This window comes from Mycobacterium sp. SM3041, from assembly GCF_039668335.1.
GTDB lineage: Bacteria > Actinomycetota > Actinomycetes > Mycobacteriales > Mycobacteriaceae > Mycobacterium.
Window position 1 is genome coordinate 1 of sequence record NZ_JAYXBQ010000055.1, and the last position, 19,189, is coordinate 19,189.

Sequence of the window (19,189 nt, forward strand, 5' to 3'; positions counted from 1 at the left end):
GCCGACTAACCCTGCACGGTCGGGCGGATGGTGATGTCCCCGATCTCGACGTCGTGCGGCTGCTCCATGGCGAACGCGATCGCGCGGGCGACCGCGTCCGGCGGCAGCCCGAAGTCATCCATGTTGCGACGAATCTGGTCGCGAAGGGCGGGATCGTCGATCGCGGCGTCGAGCTCGGTGCGGACGAAGCCCGGCGATATCGACGTCGTTCGTACGACGCCGTCCGTCGACTCCTGCCGCAGACCTTCCATCAGGGTTCGCACCGCGTTCTTCGTGGCCGCGTAAACCGCCTGCCCCGGAACGATTTTCAGCCCTGCCGTGTACACCGTCGTGATGAAGTGCCCGGCACCCTGTCGCTGGAACACCGGTAGCGCCGCGGCGATGCCGTGGAGCACGCCGCGCAGGTTGACGTCGATCATCTGCGACCAGCCGTCGGTGTCCAGGTCGGCGACCGGACCGATCTTTCCGATCCCGGCATTACTCACCAGCACATCCAGCCGACCGAACGCGTCCACCGCGGCGGCCACCAGTGCGTCGACGTCGGCCCGGTGTGTCACATCGGTCGGGCACGTGACGACCTGCCCGCCGGCGGCGCGGATCGCACCGCCCAACTCGTCGAGCCGGGCACCCCGGCGGGCGCCGAGAACCACCACCGCGCCCCGTTCGGCGAGCAGCCGGGCTGTTGCTTCGCCGATGCCACTGCTGGCGCCCGTGATGGCGACGACTTTGCCTGCGATACCGGTCATCTCAGCCCTGTCTACGCGCCGTGCCCCGGGCTGAGATCCTTCACATCGTCGAAGAACACCGGCTTGCCCCCGGTGCCGGAATCACCGCCCGCGACAGGTGCCAGCAGATGACCCACGTGGTCGCCCATGTCGAATCTCGCGATGATCTCGCCGACGAACCAGGCCAGCGCGGAATCGAGGACCGCAGAGCCTTCCGGCCCGACATGCCAGTCGCAGCGCTCGAATTTGTCGACGGCATCGCCCGTCTCACCGCCGAACAGCTCGGCCACCTTCAACTCGTCGCGCGGCAGCAGGTGCACCGCAAGGTGAGTGGCCGTCCGCGCGATCGAGGTCGTGTGATTCGCCGTGGACAGCCCGACGAGGAATCTCGGCGGGTCGATGCTGGCCTGCGTGGCGAAGCCCACCAGGCATCCGGCGGTCTGACCGTCGGCCTGCACCGTAACCACGAACATCGGGTAGTCGAGCAGGTCGACGAAATCATCAAATGCGGTCTCTGGTTTCATCACCGGTCCTGGCCTCGGGTTTTGGGATACCGGAGTTGGGGTAGCCACTGCTCATTCTTGCAAACCGTCAACGGGTGCCGTCGATGGTCGATACCGGAGATGGGAGTCCTGCGTGAAGGCAGTTACCTGGCATGGCCGACGAGACGTCCGAGTCGACACCGTGCCCGACCCGGAGATCGAAGCGCCCACCGACGCCATCATCGAAGTCACCTCGACCAACATCTGCGGATCGGATCTGCACCTGTACGAGGTGCTCGGGGCGTTCATGCACGAGGGCGACATTCTGGGGCACGAACCCATGGGCATCGTTCGCGAGGTCGGCAGCGACGTCGACGGGTTGTCCGTCGGTGACCGGGTCGTCGTGCCGTTCCAGATTTCCTGCGGGCACTGCTACATGTGCGGCCAGCAGCTCTACACCCAGTGCGAGACCACGCAGGTTCGCGACCACGGCAAAGGTGCCGCGCTGTTCGGCTATTCGGAACTGTACGGGCAGATACCGGGCGGCCAGGCCGAGTATCTCCGAGTGCCGCAGGCCCAGTTCACCCACATCAAAGTGCCTGAGGGACCACCGGATTCGCGATTCGTCTACCTGTCGGACGTACTGCCCACGGCGTGGCAGGCTGTCGCCTACGCCGACATACCCGACGGCGGTAGCGTCACGGTGCTCGGGCTGGGGCCGATCGGCGACATGTGTGCGCGCATCGCCCAGCATCTCGGCTATCGGGTGATCGCCGTCGACCGGGTTCCCGAACGGTTGGCGCGGGCATCGGTGCGCGGTATCCACACCGTCGACCTCGACACCGTCGACGGCAGCATCGGCGACACCATCCGGGCGCTGACCGACGGCCGCGGCACCGACTCGGTGATCGATGCGGTGGGCATGGAGGCCCACGGATCGCCTGTGGCCCAGGCACTTCAGCGCATGACGGCGACGCTGCCCGACATGGTGGCAAAGCCGATGATGCAGAACTTCGGGGTCGATCGACTTCATGCGCTCTACTCGGCCATCGACATCGTCCGCCGCGGCGGGACCATCTCGTTGATCGGCGTGTACGGCGGCATGTCGGACCCGCTGCCGATGATGACGCTGTTCGACAAGCAGATCCAGCTGCGCATGGGCCAGGCCAACGTCAAGAGATGGGTCGACGACATCCTGCCGCTGCTCGGCGACGACGATCCGCTGGGCGTCGACACCTTCGCCAGTCACGTTCTGCCCCTTGATGATGCACCACATGCCTACGACATCTTCCAGAAGAAAACGGACGGTGCCGTGAAGGTGATGCTCAAGCCGTGAGCGGAAGGACCGATGACACTACCCCGAATGCAACCCGACCCGGGCGCCATCGCCGAGGCCAGAGACATCGTCGGCGCCGTGGCGTCGGCGTTCTCCCATCAGGTCGTGGGCCAGGAGCACCTGCGTGAGACGATGCTCGTCGCGCTGCTCGGTGGCGGCCACCTGCTGATCGAGAGCGTTCCCGGTCTCGCCAAGACCACCGCGGCGCGCGTCCTTGCCGCGTCTGTCGGTGGCAGCTTCCGCCGCATCCAGTGCACGCCGGATCTGTTGCCCAGCGACATCATCGGCACGCAGATCTTCGAGGCCGACACCAACACGTTCACCACCCAACTGGGCCCGGTGCACGCCAACATCGTGTTGCTCGACGAGGTCAACCGCTCGAGCGCCAAGACACAGAGCGCCATGCTCGAAGCGATGGAGGAACGTCAGACCACGATCGCCGGCGTCGAATACCCGATACCCGAGCCGTTTCTCGTCATCGCGACCCAGAACCCCGTCGACCAGGAAGGCACCTATCCGCTGTCGGAGGCCCAGACCGACCGCTTCATGCTCAAAGAGCTCGTGCACTATCCGTCGATCACGGACGAGATCGAGATCATCGACCGCATGGACGCCGGGCGGTACGACCGCGCTCGTCATCCGGCTCCCGTGGTCTCGCTCGACGACGTCCGGCGGGTGCAGGAGATCGTCCGCTCGGTCCACCTCGATCGCGCGCTCGTCGCGTACGCGAGCCGACTGGTCGACGTCACGCGCAGCCCCGCCCAACACCTACCGTCGCACCTCGCCCGACTCGTCGAATACGGCGCGAGCCCCCGCGCAACCATCGCCTTCTGCCGCGCCGCACGCGCGCTCGCCGTCATCCACGACCGCGGACACGTTGTGCCCGAGGATATTTCGATGCTCGCACACCGCGTGCTGCGGCATCGGCTGATCCTCGGTTTCGAGGCCGCGAGCGCGCGGATCACGCCTGACGCAGTGGTCGACGCGGTACTGCAGACGGTCCCGGTGCCGTGAGGCCGCCATGGGGAAACACCTCGACGCCGCGAAAATCCACATCGGCCGTGACCCGGGCAGCCTCCTGGAAGGCGGCCGCTACGCGCTGATCCACACCCGGAGCCTCGAGTTCGACGAACTACGCCCCTACGTCCCGGGCGACGACGTCCGGGACATCGATTGGAAGGCGAGTTCCCGGTCCGGCCACACCCTCATCAAGCAGTTCGTGTCCGAGAAGCACCACAAGATCGTGGTGGTCGCCGACGCCGGCCGAAACGCGTCGGCGCTCGCGCCGTCGGGAGAGCTCAAGAAGGACATCATCATGCACGTCATCGGCGCGATCGGACTCATGACGCTGCGCCGCTCCGACGAGATAGGCCTGGTGGCGGGAGACCGCCGTGGTTGTATCGACACCCGCCTGCGGCGTGGCGAGACGCATATCGAGCGCATGCTGCACCACTACCTGCAGCTCGCCGGCGAATCCCCCGCCCGCAGCGCTCTGCTGGTCCAACTGCAATGGCTCGCCACGCATTACCGCCACCGGCTCCTGGTCTTCATCGTGTCCGACGAACCCGAGATCAGTGACGCGTTGCAGAACGTGCTGCGCTCACTGACCGCCCGGCACGACGTCCTGTGGGCGCTGGTGACCGACATGCCACCGGTGGGATCCGGAGCCGGCCGCAGCTACGACGCCGCCGATGGACAGTTCCTGCTACCGCCGTCCGCACTCGACCGCGCCGTCACCGAAGCCTACCGGCGATCGGAAGACGAACGGCGCCAGAATCTTTCGGAGTTTCTGACCGTGTCCGGCGTACCGCATGCGCGAATCGGCGCGAGCACCCAGATCAAACCCGCCCTGACGGCGATGACGGGGGTCTACGCACGTGCCAGATGACGATCTGCTGCGCTACGTGGTCGGCCCCGAGCCCTATTCCGGGTGGTGGCCGTGGCTTTCGGCTGCGCTGATCGTCTGTGTAATCGCCTGGTATGCCTGGCTTTTCAAGGCGACGTCAGCGTCCCGCCGGATCGGCGACGTGCGGTTGATCCGAGTCGTGCGGGACGAGATGATCAAGCTGCGCGCGGTCCGGGACATTCGCGGCATCGCCAGGCGCCATCGATCGGGCGACCTCTCGGCGCCGGCTGCCGGGGCGGCGCTGAGCCGAGAAGTCCGCCGGTTCCTGCACGCCGCGACCGGGCTCCGCGTGCAGTACATGCACGTCGGCGCCATCGCAGCCGGCCCGGCCGGCGCCGCCGCACCGCTGCTGTCCGAACTCGTCGACGTGCAATTCAATCCGCGATCGGACGTCGATGTCGACGATGCCTGCGCGACCGCCGAAGGGCTGGTCAGGCGATGGAGCTGACCTGGCGGATTGCGGCGATCATCGGGTTCGTCGCGCTGGCGGCGTGCGTGGCGGTGGCCGTGCTCTGGCCACACCGCCAGCGTCCCGGCGATCTCAAACCGCTCGCCAACACCGGCCGCCTGACGCGGCTGCCCGAATACCGCCGGGCACAACGCCGGAACACGATCTCGGTGTGGTCCGCCGTCGTGCTCCTCGTGGTGGGTTTCGGTGCCGCCGTCGTGGCCACGGCACGACCCACGGGTCTGCCCACGCTCGATCGCCGGTCCGAAGCCGCTGCGCCGCAGGACATCATGATCTGCGTCGGCGCCCCGGTCTCCGATTCCCCCGTCAACGCGACGCTGCAGTTCTTCGCCGATGCGGCCCGGGAGTACCGCACCGAGCGGATCGGGCTGACGTCTGCCAATCGCCGTGTCGTCCCGTTGACTCGGGACTACCAGTACGTGGCCGCGGAGTTCACCGCCTATGGTCGGCAGATCAAGCGCAGCGACGCCAGACCGTTCGTCGCGCCCGTCCGCTACACCGGCTACACCCCGAACATCGAAGACCTCCTCGCGCTGTGCATGACCGGGTTCCCGCCGGCCGCCAAGGGCACGGCGACGCGCAGGTCACTCATTTACGTCGGGCCAGACGCTTCGAGCGGAGAGGCCGGCCGGCTGTTCGACGGCGCCGCGCTTCGAGACCTGGCTGCCACCAGCAAGATCCAGGTGAACGCACTCATCGTCGGCGCCGATGGGGGCACCGTTTCCGGCCTCGTGCACGACACCGGCGGCAGGTCGCACCCTGCCACTGATATCGGTGCGTCGTTGCGCGACATCACCCGCCATCCGCCCCCGGCCGATCGGACGAACGTCGCCGCCACACCGACAGAGACTCCGGACATCGCACTCGTGGTCGCCCTGCTCGCCGCCTGCGGTGCCGCATGGTGGCGACGGCGAAGCACCGAACACACCGGTTGGCGGACGTGGCGCTGGGCCGGATTCGGCCTGACCGTGGTGCTGTTGATCGCCGCCGGCACGCGCCCGGCGATCGGGGCGACACCCCCGCCGCCCCAGACCGCAGGCGCGCTCGAACCGAATGTCTTCCTGGTCGTCGACCGCTCGGCGGACATGGCGGCACCGGGACCCGACGGCCGCTCACGCGCGGCCGAGGCGAGTGCCGACATCGCGCAACTGATCGACCGCTATCCGACCGCGCGGTTCGCCGTCGTCGGATTCGCGTCCGGCCCAGCAGTGGAATGGCCGCTCTCGGCCGACGCGTGGAGTCTGAAGCCGGTCGTGACGGCTCCCATCACCTACCCCACACCGGAACCGGCACATACCGACGCCGGCGCGGCAAGTACGGTGCTGCGCTACCAGCTGCTCAGCGCAGCCCAGCAATACCCGGACGCCAAGAACCTCGTGTATTACCTCGGCGCGGGGACACCGGAATCCGCCACTCCGCAAAGGGAATTCGATCTACCGGAAGGTGTGGTCGCCGGCGGGGCCGTGATCGGTTACGGCGACGACGCGGTCCCCTCGCTACGGGCCGTTGCCGAGCAGATCGGGGTGCCGTATGTGCCGCGGCCCGCGGCCGGGCTGCCGCCCGAGGCGCTCACCGACGTCGCCCGCCCCGTCCAACGCCCATCGGCTCGGGTCACAGTGGAACGGAACTCTACTGGGCGCTCTCAGGGCTCGCCGCCATGCTGCTTCTCATCGAACTGTTCCTGACGTTGCGGGAAGCGGCCCGCACCCGACTGGACCGGGTACGACTGTGAACACCGACCGACGAAAGCTGCGTCGCCGACTGCTCCTGGGCTCGGCGCCCGTCGTCGCCGCGGTGCTGATCCTCGCCGCGAAGCTGGCATCTGTCGCTGTCGTCGGCGACTCGGCGGTCACCGACTATGCGAACCGGGACACCGCCGCGCTGTCCGACGACGTCGCAATCCTGCGCCAGTTCAACGTGATCGAACCGGGCCGGACGTCGTACGCCGGCGGAAGCCTCGCGGTACTGCAGCACCGGCTCGGCGATGCCGACCGCGAATTCGGCCGCGCCCTGGCGCAGACCCCGGCCGACCGGTCGTGCCCGGTCCGGGTCAACCTCGAGCTGATCCGCGAAACCCTCGGCGATCAAGCCGCCGCAGCGGGCGACCGCGACGCGGCCGTCCGGCAGTACACCGCCGCCAGGGATGTGGTCACGCACGCGCCCGCCGACTGTTTCGCGGGCAACGCCGACCCCGATGCGCAGCGGCGCCGGATCCGCGCAGAGGCCCTGCCCCGGCTGGACGCCAAGCTTGCCGAGGCCGGCCCGCCGCCGGCCGCGCCGCCCCCACCCCCTCCGGCAGCACCGCCCCCGGCGCCGCCGCCCGCGGCCGGGGATGCCACGTCGACCCTTCCGCCACCGCTGCCCCCGCCGGACGGCGCCGACCCGATGCAAGGGCTGCAACAGATCCTGCGCGACGCGGCACGGTGACATCGGCAGGTGTGCCCGCGGTGACGTCTGGGTATGCACCATCGATGAGTGACACCGCTCTGTTGATCATCGACATGTTCAACGACTACCGGCACGAAGACGGTGAGGAACTTGCGGCGAATGTCGCCGAGATTCTCGATCCGTTGCACCGGCTGCTGACGGCGGCCCGATCACACCATGGTGTGGACGTCCTGTACGTCAACGACAACCATGAAGATTTCAGCGTCGGCGGCGAAGGCATCGTCGACGTCGCGTTGTCCGGGAGCCACCCCGAGCTCGTCAAGCCGCTGGTGCCGACACAGGGCAGCACCTTTCTGACCAAGGTGCGGCACAGCGTCTTCTACGCCACCGCTCTCGACTACCTGCTGCGGCAGCGTGGCGTCACCAGGCTGATCCTGACGGGTCAGGTCACCGAACAGTGCATTCTCTACAGCGCCCTCGACGGGTACCTGCGGCACTACGACGTCATCGTCCCACCCGACGCGGTCGCGCACATCGACCCGCAACTCGGTGACGCGGCGCTGAAGATGATGCGGCGCAACATGGGCGCCGAGATCATCGAATCCACGCGGTGTCTGCCCTGACGCGTCGGGCGCGCGTGTACCGACCGTGACACCGGGTATGCGCCCTGTGTGAACACGACACCACCGATAACCCCCATGGACACCGTGGCCGAAGTCGCGGCCCGTCTGCGCGTGGATTCGATCCGGTCCAGCACCAGTGCCGGATCCGGTCATCCCACGTCGAGCATGTCAGCCGCGGATCTCGTCGCCGTGCTGATCACCCGTCACCTGCGCTATGACTGGCGCGATCCGGCCGCCGTCACCAACGACCATCTCATCTTCTCGAAGGGCCACGCGTCACCGCTGTTGTATTCGGCCTTCGCGGCCGTCGGCGCGATCACCGACGAAGAACTGGTCGACGGCTACCGCAGGTTCGGGCAGCGCCTGCAAGGTCACCCCACACCGGTACTGCCGTGGGTGGACGTCGCGACAGGCTCGCTCGGTCAGGGACTGCCCGACGGCGTCGGACTCGCGCTGGCCGGGAAATACCTCGACGGCCTTCCGTACCGGGTGTGGGTGCTGTGCGGTGACAGCGAGATGGCCGAAGGCTCCATGTGGGAAGCGCTCGACAAGGCGTCGTACTACAAGCTGGACAACCTGGTCGCCCTCATCGATGTGAACAGGCTGGGACAGCGGGGCCCGACGGACCTCGGCTGGAACGTCGCGGCCTACGAGCGGCGCTGCCAGGCGTTCGGCGCCCGGACGGTCGTCATCGACGGCCACGACCTCACCGCGATCGATGAAGCCATGGCCGGCGTCGGTACTGCGGAAGCAGTGGACCGGCCGACGGTGATCATCGCCAAAACCATCAAGGGCAAAGGGTTCTCGGAGGTGGAGGACAGCCCGGACTGGCACGGCAAACCGTTGCCCGAAGACATGGCCGAACGGGCCATCGCCGAACTCGGTGGCCGGCGCCGACTGATCGTGCGCAGCCTCGAGCCACCGACGCCCGCTCCGGCAGAGGAATGGCGGGCGGCCGAGCCCGTCGACCTACCCACCTACGAACTCGGTGCGGACATCGCCACGCGAAAGGCCTACGGTGACGCGCTGGTGTCGGTCGGCAGTCGCAACCGGCACGTGGTCGCACTCGACGGCGAGGTCGGAAATTCCACCCACGCAGGCGAATTCGCGCGGGCATTTCCCGACCGCTACTTCGAGATGTTCATCGCCGAACAGCAGCTGGTGGCCGCGGCGACGGGCCTGAGCGTCCGCGGATACGTTCCGTTCGCCTCCACGTTCGCCGCGTTCCTGACGCGCGCCTACGACTTCATCCGTATGGGCGCGATCTCGAACGCGAATGTGAAACTTGTCGGCTCCCACGCCGGCGTCGAAATCGGCGCGGACGGCCCATCGCAGATGGCACTCGAAGATCTGGCGATGATGCGCGCCGTCCACGACGCCGTCGTGCTGTACCCGAGTGACGCCACCAGCACCGTCGCACTGGTGCAATCGATGGCCGAGACACCGGGAATCAGTTACCTGCGCACCACGCGCGGCGCCTACCCGGTGCTGTACGACGCCACCGAGGAGTTTCCGGTGGGCGGCGCCAAGCTCCTGCGCGTATCCGATCACGATGACGTCACCTTGATCGGTGCCGGTGTGACGGTGCACGAATGCCTCAGCGCCGCAAACGAACTCGCCGGGGAAGGCATCACCGCGCGGGTCATCGACTGTTACTCGATCAAGCCGCTCGACGCGGCCACCGTCGCCGCGGCCGTCGCCGCCACCGGTGGCCGCGTCGTCGTCGCCGAGGACCACCACCCCGAGGGCGGTCTCGCGTCGGCGGTTCTCGATGCGCTCGTCGCTCACGATCTTGCCGATATCCGCCTCGCGCATCTGGCTGTCCGCGGCATGCCCGGTTCCGGCACGACACGCGAGCTGCTCGCCTGGGCGGGCGTCGACGCGGACCGCATCCGGGAAGCCGCGACGACGTTGATCGCCAAGAGCGTTGTCGACAGCACGCCGCGCTGAAGTTCGGGCTTGCGACAATGGACGCATGGTCGAGCAGAGCCTGTGGATGCAGAAAGTCGAAGCCGATCCCGGCCACTCGCAGTGGTACATCGAACGGTTCCGGGCGCTCGCCCGCGCCGGTGAGGATCTCGTCGGCGAAGCCCGCCTGATCGACGCGATGGCTGCCCGCGGCTCGCGAATCCTCGACGCCGGCTGCGGCCCCGGCCGGATCGGCGGCTACCTCGCCGCGGCCGGGCACGAGGTGGTCGGGGTGGACGTCGACCCCGCTCTCATCGCGGCCGCCGAAGAGGATCACCCCGGACCGCGCTGGCTGGTGGGCGACCTCGCCGAACTCGACCTGCCGGCCCGCGGCATACCGGAGCCCTTCGACCTGATCGTGTCGGCCGGCAACGTGATGACGTTCGTCGCCCCGAGCACCCGCGTGCAGGTGCTCTCCCGGCTCCGCGCCCACCTGGCCGACAACGGCCGTGTGGTGATCGGGTTCGGCGCCGGACGCGATTACGAATTCAATCAGTTCTTCCAGGACGCCAGCCGAGCCGGCCTCACCCCGGATCTGCTGCTCTCCACCTGGGATCTGCGGGTGTTCACCGACAAATCCGACTTCCTGGTCGCAGTCCTCATCCCGATCCCGCCCGGGTAGCGTGACACCGGTGAACCTCTCTCGCGTGTCTTCCTCCGTTGCCCTGACCGCCTGCGCCGCCTCCCTCGCCGTCGCCCTCACCGCGTGTGGCTCGGACGAGAAGCCACCGGCGGCGACCACGACGCAGGCGCCGCTGGTGACCACGACCCCGAGCGCGGCGACCGCCCTCGACAACTCCTCGACCGCCGCCGCCCGCACCTGCCCGACGGCAGAAGGACAGGGCGGCGCACCCGAGTGGACGCTGAGCGGCGCCACCGGCAGCGTCGCCGTCACCGGATCCACCGATACCGCGGCTCCGGTCGTCAGCGTCAAGGGCCCGTTCAGCGTGAACCAGACCCAGGTGCAGACGCTCAAGGCCGGCACCGGACCCGTCGTCCCCGAAACCGCGACGGTCTCGGTCTGCTACGCGGGCTTCAACGGGCGTGACGGATCGAAGTTCGACAGCGCCTATGACCGCGGCGCCCCGGCCACCTTCTCCCTCCTGCGCGTCGTGCCCGGTTTCCAGAAGGCCATCGCCGGACAGAAGGTCGGCTCCACCGTCGCCGTCGCGATGACGTCGGCCGACGGCTACCCCGACGGCCAGCCGAGCGCGGGCATCGAGAAGGGCGACTCGCTGGTCTTCGCGATCAAGATCCTCGACGTGTCGAACTGACCGTCATGCTGCGGCGGTGCGGCGAACCTGTCATCAAGAACTTGGTTCATCGTTACCGCGAAACACCGTCGAGCAAAGGTGGCCCCGACCTCAACTGACGCCACAATAGAAGTGTTGGAGTGCCGCGCTGGGGAGGACAGCGCAGCACGACAGCGCAGCATGTCAGTAGGTCGCCGCTGCCGCGACGGGAGGATATATGCGCAGCTCTGTCGGCACCGTCACCGTCGTCATGGTCGCGGTTCTGACCGCCGGATGTGGTAGCACCGCCGGTACACCCGTGCCGGTGACCACGCCGCCGATGGTGGCCCGGCCCCTCGTCGAACGCGAACTGGACGGTCTGCTGCTCAACCCCGACCAGGTCAACGCGACCATGGGGTCGGCCGCCATGACGGTGCTCAGCGCTCAGTCCACGATGTCGGACAACAGCGCCACGATGGCACCGCCGGAGTGCCTCGTCATCGACGGCGCCGCGGAAGCCGCGGTGTACGCGGGCAGCGGCTTCTGGGCCGAACGCGAGCAGAGCATGAACGACGGGGACAAGTTCACCCACTACCTCAAGCAGGCTGTCGTCCTGTTTCCGACGCAGGACAAGGCGCAGGAGTTCTTCAACACGCAAGCGCAGCTATGGCTGGCGTGCAAGCAGTACACGCACACGCAGAGTCAGTCGCAGTGGTCGGTCGGGCCGATCACCAATGCGCACGACACCCTTAGCGTCGTCGCGACGGAACAAGACGCGGCCGCACCCGGATGGGCATGCGGCCGCGCCTTGGCACACAAGAACAACGTCATCATCGACATCAACACGTGCAGTCCCAATCCGGCGGACACGGCGGTCCAGATCGCCACCCAGATCGGCACCAACGTCGCGGCACGATGGTGACGGCGGTGCCTACCCGCCGTTGGTGACCGGGTTCGACGTCAGCGGGATGAAGCCGTCGTTGATCCAGACGCCCCACCGGCCGCCCCAGGCCGAGGTCCACACGACGGGCTGACCGTCCCACACCTCAGCCGGCTTCTTCGGGGCCCACGGCGGAACCTCCTCGCCCAGCCCGGGCGCCGGTGGCGGCGGCTGCGCAGCAGCCAGCGGCATACCGAAGCCGAGCGCGGCCGCGGCGAGCGAACCCGCGACGGCGGCGGCGGACAAGGTCTTCTTGATCGAGGTCATGCACACGCTCCCCTGCGTAGACTGCGATTACTTAGCGTATGTAATCACATTACGCCGTCGAGTCAGTGCGATGGGGTCGGCGCGAATCCGGCAGCCGGCGGCGGCGCGCCGGGACCACCCGGCGCCGGCGTGGCCGGAGCCGCTCCCGGGGCGTCGTAGTACCCGGGCGGCGGTGGGCCGTTCAGCGGGTAGTAGCCCGGAGGCAGCGCCGGTCCACCGGTCTTGGGCCCGGTGTCGACGATCGGGTTCGACGACGCCGGATCGGTCAGTGAAATGAACCCTGGTGGCAGCTTGGGCGCCGGCCCCGCACCGGGCGGTGGTCCGGGTGCCTCCTCGGGCGGCATGGTGAGCGCCTCGATCGGGTTGCCGCTGTGGAACGTGTGCCAGATGTCCCGGAGATAGCCGAGCTGACCCGGCGTACTACCGGCGCCGTACTGCGGGTTCTCGATCTCGGGGACCGTCGGAGCGCCGATCGGAGGCGCGGCCACCGGGCCGCTGGGACCGCTCGCAGGCTCCACGACGGGCTGGCCGGGTGCGGGTGTCGTCGGTGTGGCCGGGTCCGCCGCAGCCGGACCGGCCGCCGCGAGCGCACCGGCCAGCAGCACACCGCCGACTATCACCGGCGCGTGGAAACGCTGTCGCTCGGTCTTCAAATGCTCGTCCGTCCTTTCAACCGGCGTCCGTAACGGGTCAGGCTATCGCGTGTACCGGCCTCCGTCATCTCGTTCGGGCCTGAAAAGCCCGGTACGCCGACCTGATTTCCGCGACCCGCGCCGCAGCGATCCCCCACGGTTTGTCGACCCCGACGCGTTCGTCGAGGTCCCACAGCACACAGTCCTCATCCGGTCCGGCGACTTTTTCCCACGCGATGACCGTCCGCCGGAGTTGCTCGTGCATCGGCTCCGACACGGCGCCGGCGGGCGCCCCGCCTTCGGGATGATGGTGCAGGAACCGGCCGTAGGCCGTGTCACAGAAGGCCGAATACCTTGCGGTACAGAGGATCAGCCCGTGCCAGGCCTCGTCGACGGCGTGCGACGGCATGCCGATCACCTGACCGTCGCGCATGGCCACCCCGCAACACCGCAACCACTGCCGCAGGCCCTCCGTCACGAGATCCCGTGGCTGCCAAGGGCACGTCTTGTACACCGCGTCCGGCAACTCGAGCTCTGCCACCGCGGCGTTCATCCGGTCCAGCGGCCCCTGACGCGTGAATCGCACCCTGCAACTCTATGTCGCGGTCGGCAAGTCGAGATCGGCCATCGCGGCCCGTCGCCGGGCTTCCCAGCGCCGCAGCGCCACCCGGCACGGCTCCTCCAGCAGCGCGTAACTCACCGCGGCCACCGCGAAGCCGAACGTCGTCGTCAGGACCATCACGACCGGCAGCGCACCGGGGAACGTCGTCTGCCCGATCATGGCGAGCACCATGTCGAGGGCGGCGAGGTGCCAGAGAAACAGACCGTACGACCAGCGGCCGAGCGTCACCATCGGGGCGCTGGCCAGCACCCGGTGCGGGCTGTCCGGGGTGTCCAGGACCAGCGGCGCCAGCAGCGCGCCGGCAATGACCGCCCCCAGTGCCGTCCGCACGATGAACTGGCCGAGGGTCGCGTGCTGGTGCCCGGCCGGCATCGCCAACGGTGAGGCCGCCACCACGAATGCGACGACCGCCACCGCCATCAGGGTCGAGCGTTGCCGGGCCGACCGGTGCGCCCAGCCGTACGGCCGGAACATCCACTCCGCCAACAACATCCCCACGGCGAACCACGAGGCGTAGGCCGGTAGCCAGTTGAGCGGATTGGCGCCGTGATACGCCGGGATCGGCAGATAACCCCAGCCGAAACTCAGCAGCGCCACTCCGGTGATGACCGGAATTCGCAGCCGCAGCGACAGTTTCGCGACCAGGAGCGCCAACAGGGGCACCACGAGATAGAAGGCCATCTCGACCGACAGGCTCCACATCTGCGTGAGCCCGGCGATCAGCGTCTTGGGGACGAAGACCTGCGTCAGGGTCAGATTCGCGATCCAGACCGCCCGGTCCGCGCCGTGCGCGTCGGGCAACAGGGTCAGCACCGCGACCACCGTCAGCAGATACGCCGGCATGATCCGGACCAGCCGGGAGCGGTAGTACGGCGCCACCTCGGGTTCGGCCCGCAGCCCGTGCGCCGCGGCGGCGTGCGGGCGCCACAGCAGGAAGCCCGACAACGCGAAGAACACGGCCACCGACAGGTCGAAGCGGGCCAGCAACCGGCCGACGACACCGTCGGTGTAGCCCGTCTGCAACGCCACGTGCGTGAGCACGACCCCCAGTGCCGCGGCCGCCCGCAGGCCCTCGACCGCAGGCAGGAACCCGCGAGTGCCGCTGACGGGCTCGGGGGCCGGGGTGGTCATGCGCCCAGTGTGCCCGAGAAGTGCACTCAGCTACCGAAAAGCCCCGCATCGACGACCCGGATGACCGGTGCGCCGTCCGCGTCGGACGCGGCCAGGTCGACTTCCACGTCGATACCCCAGTCGTGGTCATGCGCCGGGTCGTCCAGGATCTGACGGACGCGCCACACGTCGGGCGCCCGGTCGAAGATCAGCATCGCGGGTCCCCGCGCATCGGCCCCGGTGCCGATGTCGTCGTGCTCGGCGAAGTACTGCTCCCCCACCGCTTCCCAGCGCTGCGCCGCCCACCCCGACCCGGAATCCAGGTCCCCGAGTTCCGCCCAGCGGCGGCGGGCCCACAGCTCGACGCGCCGGAACAGCGCGTTGCGGACCATCGCGGTGAATGCCCGCTCGTTGCCGGTCAGTGGCCGCACCGGCGCCATCACCGCCACCTCGTCGACCTGATCAGCGCTGGTCAACTGTTCCCATTCGTCGAGCAGGCTCGAATCGACCTGGCGCACAAGCTCACCCAGCCATTCGACGATGTCGGTGAGCTCATCGGTCCGGGCGGCGGCCGGCACTCCCGAGCGCAGCGCCTTGACGGCATCCGACAGGTAGCGCAGCACCGCGCCCTCGGTGCGGGTCAGGCCATAGGCACTGACGTACTCCTTGAACGTCAGTCCCTGTTCCCACATCTCGCGCACGACGGACTTCGGCGCCGGGTGGCCGTCGGCCGCCCACGGGTTGCTCCGGCAGTACACCTCGAAACAGTGCGCCAGGAGTTCATCGAGCGGACGCGGGTAAGTGATGTCGTCGAGCAGTTCGATGCGCTCGTCGTACTCGATGCCTTCGGCCTTCATCGCCGCGACGGCCTCACCCCGGGCCTTCTTCAGCTGCGCCGCGAGGATTTGGCGTGGGTCCTCGAGCGTCGCCTCGATCACCGAAACCACATCGCGCGCAAACGTTTCCGAGTCCGGGTCGAGCAGCTCGACGGCCGCGAGCGCGAACGTCGACAACGGCTGGTTCAGCGCGAAATCCGGCGGCAGGTCCACCGTGAGGCGGTACCGGCGCCCGTCCAGTTCCGGCTCGGCCAGGCGTTCCAGTACCCCGGCCTGCAGCAGCGAACGGGCGATGCCGACCGCCTCGCGGATGTGTCGCAGCTGCCTCTTGCGCGGCTCATGGTTCTCACTGAGCAACCGGCGCATGGCCAGGCAGGGATCACCGGGACGGTCGACGACGTCGAGGATCATCGCCGTGGACACCCGCATGTTGCTCGTGAGCGCCTCCGGCGCCGCCTCGACGAGGCGCGTCATGGTGTTCTCACCCCAGGGGACCATGCCCTCGGGTGCCTTGCGGCGCACCAGCTTTCGGCGCTTTTTCGGGTCGTCGGCGACCTTGGCGAACTGCTTGAGGTTCTCGACCTCGTGCTCGGGCGCCTGCACGACGACGGTGCCCGCGGTGTCGTAGCCGGCCCGCCCGGCACGGCCGGCGATCTGGTGGAACTCGCGGGCATTGAGCAGCCGAGTACGGGTGCCGTCGTACTTCGACAACGCCGAGAAGACGACGGTGCGGATCGGCACGTTGATGCCCACACCGAGCGTGTCGGTGCCGCAGATGACCTTCAGCAGCCCGGCCTGCGCGAGCTGTTCCACCAGCCGCCGGTACTTGGGCAGCATGCCGGCGTGGTGCACACCGATGCCGTGGCGCACCAGCCGCGACAGCGTCGAGCCGAACGCCGTCGTGAAACGGAAGCCGCCGATGTGGTCGGCGATGGCGGCCTTCTCCTCCTTGGTACTCACGTTGACGCTCATCAGCGCCTGCGCCCGCTCCAGCGCCGCCGCCTGCGTGAAATGGACGACGTAGATCGGTGACTGTTTGGTCTGCAACAGGTCGGCGATGGTCTCGTGCATCGCGGTCGTCGCATAGCTGTAGAACAGCGGCACCGGGCGTTCGGCGCCGGCCACCAGCGCGGTCGGGCGGCCGGTACGCCGGGTGAGGTCCTCGCGCAACACGGTCACGTCGCCCAGCGTCGCCGACATCAACAGGAACTGCGCCCTGGGCAATTCGAGCAGCGGCACCTGCCACGCCCAGCCGCGGTCGGGGTCGCCGTAGAAATGGAACTCGTCCATCACCACCAGCCCGATATCCGCCTCGGCACCTTCCCGCAGCGCGATGTTCGCAAGGATCTCGGCCGTGCACGCGATGATCGGCGCACTCGCGTTGACCGCCGCGTCGCCGGTGAGCATGCCCACGTTCGCGGCGCCGAACACGTCGCACAAGGCGAAGAACTTCTCGCTGACCAAGGCCTTGATCGGTGCGGTGTAGTAGCTGCGCCGGTTCGCCGCGAGCGCGAAGTACACCCCACCCGTGGCCACCAGCGACTTGCCCGAACCGGTCGGCGTCGCCAGGACCACGTTGGCGCCGCTGACCAACTCGATGAGGGCCTCCTCCTGCGCCGGGTACAGCGCCGTCCCCGCCGCCTCGGCCCACTCGGCGAAAGATGCCAGCAGTTCATCGGGGTCAGCGCCCGTCGCGCGCACTGCGGACAGGTCGGCGGGGTCGTCCAGGAGGGATATACGGGGTGCCATCGTGGACACCAGCCTGCCCGATCACCGGACGCGCGTCAGCGGCGGGCAGGCTGCGCGCAGGCAAGATGGCTCGTGTGACGTGGTTGATCCCCGACGCGCTCATCGTGGCGCTGTCCCCCATGGCGGTCCTGCCGCCGGTGCTGCTCCTGCTGTACTCGGACCGGCCCCGCAGCACCGGCCTGACCTACCTGGGCGGGTGGCTCGCCGGGATGGCAGGCGTCATCAGCGCGGTGGTGCTGGTATCGCCAGTCGGCCGGTCGCACGCCGCCGCGACCAGTTCGCGGTTGCAGCTCGGGATCGGCATCGCGCTGATCGTGCTCGGTGTCGTCACGTGGCTGCGGCGCGCGCACTACGCGCAGGCGACCGGCTGGCTGACGCGGCTGCAGTCCGCGTCGCCACTGGTCACCGGCGTCACCGGGCTGGTCTTCGCCGTCGCGAACCCGAAGTTCATCCTGGCGTGCGTCGCCGGCGGCGTGGCCATCGACGCGCTGCTGACCGCGCCCGTCGAAAAGGCCGGTGCCGTCGGCTTTTTCGTCGTACTGGCCGGCTCCACTACCGCCGCACCGATCCTGGCGCACCTGGTGGCCGCGCGGTACGCCGAGAAGGGCCTGGAGCGGATGCGCCACTGGGTGCAGGAACACACCGCCGCGATCACCGCCGTGACACTGACGGCCGTCGGCACGCTGCTGGTCGTGGTCGCCGGAATCCCCACCGCCGCAGCCGATCAGGTCGCCCGGCTCCGCCCCGTCGTGCTCGAACGGTTCGACCACGACCCCGTCGCGTTCACCGAGGGCATGTTCGTCGACGGACCGACGCTGTACGAGAGCACGGGCCTCGAAGGAAAGTCCGAGCTGCGCGAACTCGACGCCGACACCGGACAGCTGCGGCGCGCGGTCCCGCTGCCGCCGGCCTATTTCGGCGAGGGCATCGCCGATGCCGGCCCGCACCTGTGGCAGCTGACGTACGAGAACGGCGTCGCCATCGAATGGGACAAGGCCACGCTGACGATGCTGCGCGAGGTCCCGCTCGACGGTCAGGGCTGGGGCCTGTGCCGCACGGGTGACCGGCTGATCCGCAGCGACGGATCCGCGGTGCTGCGCTTCCACCGTCTCGACGACATGCGGGAAACAGGCACCCTCGCCGTGACCTACAACGGAATTCAGGTCACCGGGCTCAACAGCCTCGACTGCGCCGGAAACCGGATCTGGGCCAACGTGTTCCCGACCGACCAGATCATCGAGATCGACGCCGCCACCGGCCTCGTCACCGCCGTCGTCTATGCCACCGGCCTGCGCGACGCCGCCTGGCAGGGCGACATCGGCGTCCTCAACGGCATCGCGCATCTCGGCGGCGCCGGCGGCAATGGGCAGTTCCTGGTCACGGGCAAGTACTGGCCGGCGGTCTACCGGGTGCGGTTCGAACCGGCGACAGCGGCGGAAATTCAGGTGCGCTGACGACTGCCGGATGTGACGATCAGCGCCATGCCGAGTTCACTGATCGAGGTCCGACGTCAGTACAGCCAGCCCGACGAGGTCGCCCTCATCGATGCCGTCCACGCGGCACTGGTCGCCGCGTTCCAGATCCCGGTCGGCGACAAGCACGTCCGGCTCCTGGTCCATGAGCCGCACCGGTTTTCGCACGCGCCGCATCTCAGGCATCCCGAGCGGTACACACTGGTGACCATCGACTGTTTCGCCGGCCGGTCGGTGGACGCCAAGCGCGCGCTGTACCGCGAGATCACGGGCCGCCTCGGCGCCTTCGACATCCCCGCCGACCACATCACGATCCTGCTCCGCGAGAGTGCGCTCGAGAACTGGGGCGTCCGCGGCGGACAGGCCGCCTGCGACGTCAACCTCGGCTTCGATGTGAATGTCTGATCGCGTATTCACGGCAGCCCCGCGGCG

20 protein-coding genes are annotated in these 19,189 nt (G+C 68.6%); 13 read left to right on the top strand and 7 right to left on the bottom strand.

Annotation, left to right across the window (positions count from 1 at the left end; all coding sequences use genetic code 11):
* Window positions 1-5 precede the first annotated feature (5 nt).
* Window positions 6-746 (bottom strand): SDR family oxidoreductase, encoded by a 741-nt coding sequence (locus tag VXD91_RS19770; protein WP_346416184.1) that lies wholly within the window; start codon window positions 744-746, stop codon window positions 6-8.
* A gap of 11 nt (window positions 747-757) precedes the next feature.
* Complete coding sequence (locus VXD91_RS19775) at window positions 758-1,249, bottom strand: flavin reductase family protein (protein WP_346416185.1); 492 nt, start codon at window positions 1,247-1,249, stop codon at window positions 758-760.
* A 112-nt stretch (window positions 1,250-1,361) separates the two neighbouring features.
* Between VXD91_RS19775 and VXD91_RS19780 the strand changes: the two genes are divergently transcribed.
* From VXD91_RS19780 to VXD91_RS19830, 11 genes are all read left to right on the top strand, one after another.
* On the top strand, window positions 1,362-2,543 hold the full coding sequence (locus VXD91_RS19780) for a zinc-dependent alcohol dehydrogenase (RefSeq protein ID WP_318985006.1): 1,182 nt from the start codon (window positions 1,362-1,364) through the stop codon (window positions 2,541-2,543).
* 12 nt (window positions 2,544-2,555) lie between these two features.
* Complete coding sequence (locus VXD91_RS19785; protein ID WP_346416186.1) at window positions 2,556-3,557, top strand: AAA family ATPase; 1,002 nt, start codon at window positions 2,556-2,558, stop codon at window positions 3,555-3,557.
* Between the two features lie 7 nt (window positions 3,558-3,564).
* Window positions 3,565-4,431, top strand: a complete 867-nt coding sequence (locus VXD91_RS19790) for a DUF58 domain-containing protein (RefSeq protein ID WP_346416187.1) — start codon at window positions 3,565-3,567, stop codon at window positions 4,429-4,431.
* Complete coding sequence (locus VXD91_RS19795) at window positions 4,421-4,897, top strand: hypothetical protein (protein ID WP_318985003.1); 477 nt, start codon at window positions 4,421-4,423, stop codon at window positions 4,895-4,897. The genes VXD91_RS19790 and VXD91_RS19795 overlap by 11 nt, the downstream gene beginning before the upstream one ends.
* Window positions 4,888-6,603, top strand: a complete 1,716-nt coding sequence (locus tag VXD91_RS19800) for a hypothetical protein (protein WP_346416188.1) — start codon at window positions 4,888-4,890, stop codon at window positions 6,601-6,603. Before VXD91_RS19795 ends, VXD91_RS19800 begins: the two co-directional genes overlap by 10 nt.
* Before the next feature lie 43 nt (window positions 6,604-6,646).
* On the top strand, window positions 6,647-7,345 hold the full coding sequence (locus tag VXD91_RS19805) for a hypothetical protein (protein WP_346416189.1): 699 nt from the start codon (window positions 6,647-6,649) through the stop codon (window positions 7,343-7,345).
* 44 nt (window positions 7,346-7,389) lie between these two features.
* On the top strand, window positions 7,390-7,929 hold the full coding sequence (locus VXD91_RS19810; protein WP_318985001.1) for an isochorismatase family cysteine hydrolase: 540 nt from the start codon (window positions 7,390-7,392) through the stop codon (window positions 7,927-7,929).
* Window positions 7,930-7,977: 48 nt separating this feature from the next.
* Window positions 7,978-9,879 (top strand): transketolase, encoded by a 1,902-nt coding sequence (locus VXD91_RS19815; RefSeq protein WP_318985000.1) that lies wholly within the window; start codon window positions 7,978-7,980, stop codon window positions 9,877-9,879.
* Between the two features lie 25 nt (window positions 9,880-9,904).
* Window positions 9,905-10,519: a class I SAM-dependent methyltransferase gene (locus VXD91_RS19820; protein WP_212811371.1), complete on the top strand. Its 615-nt coding sequence runs from the start codon at window positions 9,905-9,907 to the stop codon at window positions 10,517-10,519.
* A 10-nt stretch (window positions 10,520-10,529) separates the two neighbouring features.
* Window positions 10,530-11,171, top strand: a complete 642-nt coding sequence (locus VXD91_RS19825) for an FKBP-type peptidyl-prolyl cis-trans isomerase (protein ID WP_318984999.1) — start codon at window positions 10,530-10,532, stop codon at window positions 11,169-11,171.
* Window positions 11,172-11,367: 196 nt separating this feature from the next.
* On the top strand, window positions 11,368-12,051 hold the full coding sequence (locus VXD91_RS19830; RefSeq protein WP_346416190.1) for a sensor domain-containing protein: 684 nt from the start codon (window positions 11,368-11,370) through the stop codon (window positions 12,049-12,051).
* Window positions 12,052-12,060: 9 nt separating this feature from the next.
* Here the strand turns inward: VXD91_RS19830 and VXD91_RS19835 are convergent, their stop codons facing one another.
* From VXD91_RS19835 to VXD91_RS19855, 5 genes are all read right to left on the bottom strand, one after another.
* Window positions 12,061-12,336 carry a hypothetical protein gene (locus tag VXD91_RS19835; RefSeq protein ID WP_174557662.1) on the bottom strand — a complete coding sequence of 92 codons (276 nt, stop codon included), beginning with the start codon at window positions 12,334-12,336 and terminating at the stop codon, window positions 12,061-12,063.
* Window positions 12,337-12,398: 62 nt separating this feature from the next.
* On the bottom strand, window positions 12,399-12,989 hold the full coding sequence (locus tag VXD91_RS19840; RefSeq protein ID WP_244872535.1) for a hypothetical protein: 591 nt from the start codon (window positions 12,987-12,989) through the stop codon (window positions 12,399-12,401).
* Window positions 12,990-13,053: 64 nt separating this feature from the next.
* A complete protein-coding gene (locus VXD91_RS19845; RefSeq protein WP_212814804.1) occupies window positions 13,054-13,521 on the bottom strand; it encodes a hypothetical protein in 468 nt (155 codons plus the stop codon).
* Window positions 13,522-13,563: 42 nt separating this feature from the next.
* Window positions 13,564-14,721, bottom strand: a complete 1,158-nt coding sequence (locus VXD91_RS19850; RefSeq protein ID WP_318984998.1) for an acyltransferase — start codon at window positions 14,719-14,721, stop codon at window positions 13,564-13,566.
* Window positions 14,722-14,747: 26 nt separating this feature from the next.
* Window positions 14,748-17,285 (bottom strand): DUF3516 domain-containing protein, encoded by a 2,538-nt coding sequence (locus VXD91_RS19855; RefSeq protein WP_346416191.1) that lies wholly within the window; start codon window positions 17,283-17,285, stop codon window positions 14,748-14,750.
* 74 nt (window positions 17,286-17,359) lie between these two features.
* Between VXD91_RS19855 and VXD91_RS19860 the strand changes: the two genes are divergently transcribed.
* Together VXD91_RS19860 and VXD91_RS19865 are read left to right on the top strand one after the other, a co-directional pair.
* Window positions 17,360-18,739, top strand: coding sequence for a glutaminyl-peptide cyclotransferase (locus VXD91_RS19860; RefSeq protein WP_346416192.1), 1,380 nt, complete (start codon window positions 17,360-17,362; stop codon window positions 18,737-18,739).
* 27 nt (window positions 18,740-18,766) lie between these two features.
* Window positions 18,767-19,162, top strand: coding sequence for a tautomerase family protein (locus VXD91_RS19865; RefSeq protein WP_346416193.1), 396 nt, complete (start codon window positions 18,767-18,769; stop codon window positions 19,160-19,162).
* The last annotated feature ends 27 nt before the right edge of the window (window positions 19,163-19,189 follow it).